The sequence below is a fragment of the Pseudomonas sp. GM102 genome, from assembly GCF_000282555.1.
Lineage (GTDB): Bacteria > Pseudomonadota > Gammaproteobacteria > Pseudomonadales > Pseudomonadaceae > Aquipseudomonas.
The window spans coordinates 26,865-34,337 of record NZ_AKJB01000102.1 but is presented as its reverse complement, the minus strand read 5'-3'; the positions used below and the strand labels follow the sequence as shown (position 1 = coordinate 34,337).

At 57.0% G+C, this 7,473-nt stretch carries 9 protein-coding genes; 1 reads left to right on the top strand and 8 read right to left on the bottom strand.

Going from position 1 to position 7,473, the window contains the following annotated elements; translation table 11 throughout:
• From PMI18_RS05845 to rplM, 7 genes are all read right to left on the bottom strand, one after another.
• A partial coding sequence (locus tag PMI18_RS05845; RefSeq protein WP_007905309.1) for a ClpXP protease specificity-enhancing factor occupies positions 1-405 on the bottom strand: 405 nt, incomplete at its 3' end.
• Between the two features lie 16 nt (positions 406-421).
• Complete coding sequence (locus PMI18_RS05850) at positions 422-1,039, bottom strand: glutathione S-transferase N-terminal domain-containing protein (RefSeq protein ID WP_007905304.1); 618 nt, start codon at positions 1,037-1,039, stop codon at positions 422-424.
• A gap of 150 nt (positions 1,040-1,189) precedes the next feature.
• Positions 1,190-1,972, bottom strand: coding sequence for a cytochrome c1 (locus PMI18_RS05855; protein ID WP_007905303.1), 783 nt, complete (start codon positions 1,970-1,972; stop codon positions 1,190-1,192).
• Positions 1,972-3,183 carry a cytochrome b gene (locus tag PMI18_RS05860; RefSeq protein WP_007905302.1) on the bottom strand — a complete coding sequence of 404 codons (1,212 nt, stop codon included), beginning with the start codon at positions 3,181-3,183 and terminating at the stop codon, positions 1,972-1,974. The genes PMI18_RS05855 and PMI18_RS05860 overlap by 1 nt, the downstream gene beginning before the upstream one ends.
• Positions 3,183-3,776 carry a ubiquinol-cytochrome c reductase iron-sulfur subunit gene (gene petA / locus PMI18_RS05865; protein WP_007905300.1) on the bottom strand — a complete coding sequence of 198 codons (594 nt, stop codon included), beginning with the start codon at positions 3,774-3,776 and terminating at the stop codon, positions 3,183-3,185. Before petA ends, PMI18_RS05860 begins: the two co-directional genes overlap by 1 nt.
• 267 nt (positions 3,777-4,043) lie before the next feature.
• Positions 4,044-4,436, bottom strand: a complete 393-nt coding sequence (gene rpsI / locus PMI18_RS05870; protein ID WP_002555064.1) for a 30S ribosomal protein S9 — start codon at positions 4,434-4,436, stop codon at positions 4,044-4,046.
• Between the two features lie 14 nt (positions 4,437-4,450).
• Complete coding sequence (rplM, locus tag PMI18_RS05875) at positions 4,451-4,879, bottom strand: 50S ribosomal protein L13 (protein ID WP_007905295.1); 429 nt, start codon at positions 4,877-4,879, stop codon at positions 4,451-4,453.
• A 245-nt stretch (positions 4,880-5,124) separates the two neighbouring features.
• Between rplM and PMI18_RS05880 the strand changes: the two genes are divergently transcribed.
• Positions 5,125-6,165 carry an NADP(H)-dependent aldo-keto reductase gene (locus tag PMI18_RS05880; RefSeq protein ID WP_007905294.1) on the top strand — a complete coding sequence of 347 codons (1,041 nt, stop codon included), beginning with the start codon at positions 5,125-5,127 and terminating at the stop codon, positions 6,163-6,165.
• Between the two features lie 107 nt (positions 6,166-6,272).
• On the opposite strand, the gene PMI18_RS05885 is transcribed toward PMI18_RS05880, so the two are convergent.
• Entirely contained in the window at positions 6,273-7,409 is a 1,137-nt protein-coding gene (locus PMI18_RS05885; protein WP_007905293.1) for an acyl-CoA dehydrogenase family protein, read from the bottom strand.
• Positions 7,410-7,473: the final 64 nt, after the last annotated feature.

Below are 7,473 nucleotides of genomic sequence, written 5' to 3'. Positions count from 1 at the left end.
CACCTTCAAACTCGGTCGACCGCTGGGACGCGGCGGCTCACTGTCGGGTGGCGGAACATCATCATCCGGCTCGATCTCTTCCTCGTCTTCCAGAGGCGATTCCATATCGAACACCATGCCCTGACCGTTCTCCCGGGCGTAAATGCCCAGGATCGACGCGATAGGCACGTACAGGGTGTGCGGCACGCCACCGAAGCGCCCCTCGAAACTGACTGCCTCGTTGTCCATGTGCAGATGACGCACGGCCGCCGGGGAAACGTTCAGGACAATCTGTCCGTCACTGGCAAAACCCTGAGGCACCTGCACCGATGGATACTCGGAATTAACCAGCATGTGCGGGGTGCAATCGTTATCCACAATCCACTCGTAGAGCGCGCGGACCAGATAAGGTCGACTGGAGTTCATAGCGGCTCCTTAAGCCTTAGCGCATATCGCGTTCGACACCAGACAGACTCGCCTGGAAAGCCTCACGCGCAAACGAGCGCTCCATATAATCAAGCAGCGGCTTGGCAGGCCGCGGCAGTTCAATACCCAGAATCGGCAATCGCCAGAGTATTGGCAATAGGCAGCAATCCACCAGACTTTGTTCCTCACTGAGGAAAAACGGCTTGTCGGCGAACAACGGCGACACGCCTGTCAGGCTTTCGCGCAACTCTTTACGAGCCACGACACGGGCTGCTTCCTTGGTCCGCGAATCCAGAATCAGATCCACCAGACCACACCAGTCACGCTGAATGCGATGAATCAGCAGACGGCTGTTGGCGCGCGCCACAGGATAAACCGGCAGTAGTGGCGGGTGCGGGTAACGCTCATCCAGATATTCCATCACCACGGTCGACTCCCACAACGCCAGGTCACGATCGACCAGGGTGGGCAGGCTTCCGTAAGGGTTCACCTCAATCAGTTTAGGCGGCTGGCGACCAGCTTCCACGTAAATGATCTCGGCGCTGACACCCTTCTCTGCAAGTACGATGCGCACTCGGTGGGAATAGTGGTCGGCGGGGTCGGAGTAACAGGCCAACCGATTGGTCACGCCCATGGCGGTCCTCCTCGCTTGTTGAAATTATCGGAAACGGAAAAACACACGCGCCCAGAGGGCGCCTCCCGTAACGCCTGGATCACCAGACTCGTTACACCTTCAGAGACGCCCCTGGGCGCGCGCGATTAACAGCAATGGCTTACAGCTCTATCAATGGACGTCTTTCCAGTATTCACGCTTGAGCAAGTAAGCGAATACAAAGAAGAACGCCAGGTACAGCAACACATAGGTACCGATGCGCTGATGCTGCAGCTTCACCGGGTTGGCCGAGTAGGCCAGGAAGGTCACCAGATTCTTGACCTTCTCGTCGAACTGCTCTTCGTTCAGCGTGCCGGTTTTCGGCAATATCGTCAGTTGATCGCAAGCTTCATGAGTCAAAGCGGTGCCGGTCAGCGGATCGTATTGCTTCTTGCCGTCTTCGACGATTTGAACTTGTTTACAGCCTACCACCTGACGACCCTGCAGGCCGACCAGAACGTTAGGCATGCCGACGTTCGGGAACACCTTGTTATTCACGCCCCAAGGACGCGACGGGTCTTCGTAGAACGAACGCAGATAGCCGTAGAGCCAGTCTGTGCCACGAACACGAGCCACCAGCGTCAGGTCGGGCGGCGCCGCACCGAACCAGGTCTTGGCGTCAGCCGGCTGCATGCCGATGTTCATGTGGTCACCGATCTTGGCGCCGGTGAACACCAGCTTCTCAAGCATCAGCTCATGAGGAATGCCCAGGTCATCGGCAACACGCTCGTAGCGCTGGAACTTGGCACTGTGGCAGCCCATGCAATAGTTGGCGAACGTACGTGCGCCGTCCTGCATGGCAGCCTTGTCAGAAACGTCGATATCGACCTTTTCCAGCTCCGGGCCACTCGATGTCGATGCGAAAGACAGTACAGGCATCGCCGCAAGAATCAGTACAGCAAATAGCTTTTTCATCAGCCAGTCACCCTTTCCGGAACCGGTTTGGTCTTCTCGAGCCTGGTGTAGAACGGCATCAGAATGAAGTAGGCGAAGTACAGGAAGGTACATACCTGCGACAGCAACGTACGGCCTGGAGTTGGCGCCAGAACACCCAACACACCCAGGATCACGAACGAAATGCAGAACACCCAGAGCCAGATCTTGCTCAGCCAGCCTTTGTAGCGCATCGACTTGACCGGGCTGCGATCCAGCCAAGGCAGGACGAACAGCACAGCGATGGCCGCGCCCATGGCGATAACGCCCAAGAGCTTGTCTGGAACCGCCCGCAGAATCGCGTAGAACGGTGTGAAGTACCAGACCGGAGCGATGTGCTCAGGGGTCTTGAAGGCGTTCGCCACTTCAAAGTTCGGCTTCTCGAGGAAGTAGCCGCCCATTTCCGGGAAGAAGAATACGATCGAGCAGAAGATGAACAGGAACACCACCACGCCGACGATATCTTTCACGGTGTAGTACGGGTGGAAGGCAATGCCGTCCAGCGGTACGCCGTTTTCGTCTTTGTACTTCTTGATGTCAACGCCATCCGGATTGTTCGACCCCACTTCGTGCAGCGCCAGAATGTGCACAACCACCAGACCGAGGATCACGATCGGCAGGGCAACCACATGCAGGGCGAAGAAGCGGTTCAGGGTAATACCGGAAATCAGGTAGTCACCACGAATCCACTGGGTCAGGTCGTTACCGATGACCGGGATCGCGCCAAACAGCGAGATGATCACCTGGGCACCCCAGTAGGACATCTGGCCCCACGGCAGCAGATAACCCATGAAGGCTTCAGCCATCAACGCCAGGTAGATCAGCATGCCGAACACCCACACCAGCTCGCGGGGCTTCTGGTACGAACCGTAAAGCAGGCCACGGAACATATGCAGGTAAACGACGATGAAGAACATCGAAGCCCCGACTGCGTGCAACATGCGCAGGATCGACCCGTGCTCGACGTCGCGCATGATGTATTCGACGGAAGCAAACGCTTCTTCCGCCGACGGGGTGTAGCTCATGGTCAGCCAGACACCGGTAACGATCTGGTTGACCAGAACGAGCAGCGCGAGGGAGCCAAAGAAGTAGAAGAAGTTGAAGTTCTTCGGGGCGTAGTACTTGCTGAGATGGTCTTCCCACATTTTGGTCGCGGGGAAGCGCGCATCAACCCAATCCATGAACTTGCTCATCACGCTTTCTCCGTATCGACGCCAATGACAATGATGTCATCGGTCTCATAGGAATGCGGGGGAACTGGCAGGTTCAAAGGCGCAGGTTGCGACTTGTAGACGCGGCCAGCCAAATCGTAGTGAGAACCGTGGCAAGGGCAGAAATAACCCCCTACCCAATCCTTGCCCAGGTCTGCAGGTGCCACTTCTGGACGGAAAGTCGGTGAGCAACCCAGGTGCGTGCAGATACCGATCAGCAGCAGAACTTCTGGCTTGATCGAACGCGTCTCCGGGTCGACATAGGTCGGTTGCGTCGAGTTCTTGGAGGTCGGGTCAGACAGCTGGCCCTCGATCTTTTTCAGATTCCCCAGGATTTCCTCGGTACGGCGGACAATGAACACCGGCTGGCCGCGCCACTCAGCAATCATTTGCTGACCTGGCTCGATTTTGCTGACATTCACTTTCACCGGTGCACCTGCGGCTTTCGCCTTGGCACTGGGAAACCATGACCCCACGAACGGGACCGCAGCCCCCACCGCTCCTGCAGCACCCACCACGGATGTGGCTGCTACCAAGAAGCGACGCCGGCCTGCATTCACGCCGTCATTGCTCATTCAGTCCTCTCCCATCAGCTTTGTGGCCTGTTAAATCAGGCGTCTACTAAGTAAAAATCTGAACTTATAAAAATTTTGCCGAATGGTAATGAAAAGCCCCAATTCTGACAAGGTAATTACCGAGGGGCTCCACTGCCAAGCCTTGCAGTATAGGGCCTCTGCGGATGTGGCAAGTTGTCACAGCGCAATTCCTTGATAAATCACGCCCATAAAAAAACGCCCAGCTTCGCGAGGAAACTGGGCGTTCTTTTTGAACGTGAAAGCGAATTAACGCTTCGAGTACTGCGGACGCTTACGCGCTTTACGCAGACCAACTTTCTTACGTTCAACTTCACGAGCATCGCGAGTAACGAAGCCAGCTTTGCGCAGAGCGCCACGCAGGGTTTCGTCGTACTGCATCAGTGCGCGAGTGATACCGTGGCGGATTGCGCCAGCTTGACCACTCACACCACCGCCGATCACGGTGACGTAGATGTCGAACTTCTCGACAGTCTCAGTCAATTCCAGCGGCTGACGAACTACCATGCGGGCAGTTTCGCGGCCGAAGAAATTATCCAGCGAACGGTTGTTGATGGAGATGTTACCAGTACCCGGACGCAGGAAAACGCGTGCGGTTGCGGTCTTGCGACGGCCAGTGCCGTAATTTTGAGTCGCCGACATAATGAACTATTCCGTTAAAACTTCAGTTCTTGGGGCTGCTGAGCAGTATGAGGGTGTACAGCGCCCGCATAGACTTTCAGCTTACGATACATGTCGCGACCCAGCGGGTTCTTAGGCAGCATGCCTTTGACCGCGGTCTCGATCACGCGCTCAGGGGCTTTAGCGATCAGCTTTTCGAAGTTGATCGACTTGATGCCGCCCGGGAAACCGGAGTGGGAGTAGTAGATTTTGTCGGTGGTTTTAGCACCGGTTACACGAATCTGCTCGGCATTGATAACGACGATGTAATCGCCGGTGTCAACGTGAGGAGTGTACTCAGCTTTATGCTTGCCACGCAGACGGCTCGCGATTTCGGTGGCCAGACGACCCAGGGTCTGACCTGCAGCGTCGACGACAAACCAGTCGCGCTGTACTGTTTCCGGTTTAGCAGTAAAAGTTTTCATTCTTTATAGCCTCAGGGGCCGCCCTGTAAATTAGACGGCGGATCTTACTGAATAGTGCGTACTTTGACAAGTCAAAGGCAGCCGGATACAGACGCTTTCGGGGGCTCGGGTCGGCGCGTCCGTTCAACGGCAAGATTCTTCGGCGGCGGCGCATCACTTCCACTGCAGAAAGAGGTGCGCAATTATGCAGATTGCGAAAAATATTTCAACCTGCTTTTATGATTGTTTTGCCCAAGGAGCACCCGATGGACTATCGCCAGCTAGGCCGTACCGACCTGAATGTGAGTGCAATCTGCCTCGGCACCATGACCTGGGGCGAGCAAAACAGCGAGGCTGAAGCCTTCGCCCAGATCGAACGGGCCAAGAACGCGGGCATCAATTTCATCGACACCGCCGAAATGTACCCGGTGCCGCCCAAGGCCGAAACCTACGCCACCACCGAGCGCTACATCGGCAATTACTTCAAAAGTCGCGGCGATCGCGCCGACTGGATCCTGGCGAGCAAGATCGCCGGCCCCGGCAACACCATTGACTACATCCGTGACAAAAACCTGCGGCACAACCGCCAGCACATCACTGAAGCCGTGGATGCCAGCCTCAAGCGCCTGCAAACCGACTACATCGACCTGTATCAACTGCACTGGCCGGAACGCAGCACCAATTTCTTCGGTCAGTTGGGCTACAAACATAAAATTGAAGCCAACCTGACGCCGCTGGAAGACACCCTTGAAGCACTGGACGAACAGGTCAAGGCCGGCAAGATCCGCCACATCGGCCTGTCCAACGAAACCCCGTGGGGCACCATGCGTTTCCTCGCCCTCGCCGAAGCCCGTGGCTGGCCGCGCACGGTGTCGATCCAGAACCCTTACAACCTGCTCAATCGCAGTTTCGAAGTCGGCCTGGCGGAAATCGCCATCCGCGAACAGTGCGGCCTGCTCGCCTACTCGCCGCTGGCTTTCGGTTTCCTGTCGGGCAAGTACGAAGGTGGCGCGCGTCCGCCCAAAGGTCGCCTGAGCCTCTACAGCCGCTTCAGCCGCTATTTCAATCCGCAATCGGAAGCGGCGTGCAGCCGTTATGTAGCACTGGCTCGTGAACACGGCCTGGACCCGGCACAGATGGCACTGGCATTCGTCACACAGCAACCGTTCGTCACTAGCAACATCATTGGCGCCACCACGCTTGAGCAACTGGACAGCAACATTGCCAGCTTCGAGCTGAAACTTTCCGACGAAGTGTTGGCGGGGATCGAGGCGATTCACCAGGATCACCCGAATCCGGCTCCTTGATTGATTCATAGGGCCCAATCGCGGGCAAGCCACGCTCCCACAGGAAATCACCTGACACTGTGGGAGCGTGGCTTGCCCGCGATGGCGTCCGCCCTGTCACCGCAAAATTACAGCGACCGCGCAATAATCTCTTTCATAATCTCATTGGTCCCGGCATAGATCCGTTGCACCCGCGCATCCGCCCACGCCCGGGCGATCGGGTATTCCCACATGAACCCGTAACCGCCATGTAACTGCACGCACTCGTCGAGCACCTTGCATTGCAGGTCGGTGCCCCAGTACTTGGCCATCGCCGCCGTCGGCACGTCGAGTTTGCCTTGCAGATGCAGTTCCAGGCAGCGATCGACGAAAACCCGGCCGATCTGGATTTCGGTCGCCATTTCAGCGAGTTTGAAGCGGGTGTTCTGGAAGTCGGCGATGGCCTTGCCGAAAGCCTTGCGCTCACGGGTGTAATCCAGCGTCCATTGCAACGCCGCTTCGGCTGACGCCAAGCCACCTACCGCGACCGTCAGACGCTCCTGCGGCAGTTCCTGCATCAGGTAAGCGAAGCCCATCCCGGCCTGGCCCAGCAGGTTTTCCTTCGGGACCCGAACGTCCTGGAAAAACAGCTCCGAGGTGTCCTGAGCCTTCATCCCGACCTTTTCCAGACGCTTGCCCTTGGCGAAGCCCGGCGTATTGGCCTCCACCAGGAACAGGCTGGTGCCCTTCGCTCCTGCCTTTGGATCAGTCTTGGCCACGACGATCACCAAGTCAGCCAGAAAACCATTGGTGATGAAGGTCTTCGAACCGTTGATCACGTATTCGTCGCCATCCAGCACAGCGGTGGTCTTCACCCCTTGCAGGTCGGAACCGGCACCCGGCTCGGTCATCGCAATCGCGGTGACCATCTCACCAGACACCAGTTTGGGCAGGTATTTGTGTTTCAGCGCTTCACTGCCGTAATGCAGGATGTAAGGCGCCACAATGTCCGAATGAAGTGAAAAACCGATGCCGGTCAGCCCCAGGCGGCCGACCTCTTCGATCACCACCGCGCTGTAGAGAAAGTCTGCCCCCAGCCCGCCGTATGCTTCCGGCAGATGCGAACAAAGCATCCCCGCCTCCCCTGCCTTGTTCCAGAGTTGGCGGTCGATATAGCCTTGTTTTTCCCATTGCCCATGGAACGGCACGGCCTCTTTTTCGAGGAACGTTCGCACGCTGTCGCGAAAAAGTTCGTGCTCGGAGCTGAACAAGGTTCTGGGGATCATGCGGCACCTGTCGTTATTGTTAGCCGGAATTGACCTTTAGAGACTAAGCCTCGTATCCGATACA